This window comes from Oligella sp. HMSC09E12, assembly GCF_001808505.1.
Taxonomy (GTDB): Bacteria; Pseudomonadota; Gammaproteobacteria; order Burkholderiales; family Burkholderiaceae_B; genus Oligella; species Oligella urethralis.
In genome coordinates, this window is the sequence record NZ_KV793609.1 from 1 (window position 1) to 951 (window position 951).

1 protein-coding gene is annotated in these 951 nt (G+C 45.8%); it reads right to left on the reverse strand.

Going from position 1 to position 951, the window contains the following annotated elements:
• Nucleotides 1-16: 16 nt before the first annotated feature.
• Nucleotides 17-853, reverse strand: a complete 837-nt coding sequence (locus tag HMPREF3179_RS09910) for an IS3 family transposase (RefSeq protein ID WP_070471007.1) — start codon at nt 851-853, stop codon at nt 17-19.
• Nucleotides 854-951: the final 98 nt, after the last annotated feature.

A 951-nucleotide genomic window follows, 5' to 3' on the forward strand; every position in this document is an offset into this window, starting at 1 on the left:
TGAACCTACCCCATTCTTAACACAGCCCGAAAGTAGAATGTGCTCTCAGCCTGTAGTTAACAGGACTTAAGCGTTCCAACGACTCATGAGGTCTTTCGGTATTATAAATGGTTATCCACTCTTCGGTATACCAACGAACCTGCTCTAGTGTACTGAAGAGGTGCATATTCAACACTTCTTCGCGATAGGTTCGATTAAATCGCTCGATATAGGCATTCTGGTAAGGGCAACCAGGTTCAATAAAATCAATCATAATGCCGTGTCGTTCTGCCCATTGCATAAAAATCTGTGACGTAAACTCCGGACCGTTATCTGTACGGATACGCTCAGGGTAACCATAGACTTCACTTAGCTGATCTAAAAAACGTGTGACCCGAAGGGCCGGTAGACTCATGCCAATATCAATGCCAAGGCTCTCACGATTGAAGTCATCAATCACATTCAGCGTGCGAAAGCGGCGCTGATTTGTCAGACCATCTGACATGAAATCGATTGACCAGCTGCTTCTTGCTAGCTTAGGCTGTGCCAATGGCGTAGGGTTTCGTGCCGGTAAACGTTGTTTACGCTTACTTCGTAATTGCAGCTGAAGCTGATTGTAGACACGTTGTACGCGTTTGTGATTCCACGGGTGGCCTAAGGTTCGTAAACGGTCGAAACATTTAACAAAGCCCCAACGAGGATGTCGCTCAGTTAGTTCAAGCAACGCTTGCTCAACTGCACTGTCATTGACCAAGCGTTTACGGTAGTAATAAGCCGTTCGACTAATACATACTGCCTGACAGCTTTTAACAATGCTGACTAGATGCCTTGCCTGTAGCTCACGAGCCCATGCCTTACGTGTCTCTACAGGCACTAGAGCTTTTTTATAATCTCCTCCTGCATGCGCGACATGAGGCTCAATTCAGCATACATTTTCTTAAGCCGTTCGTGCTCTTGTTCTATCTGTTTAAG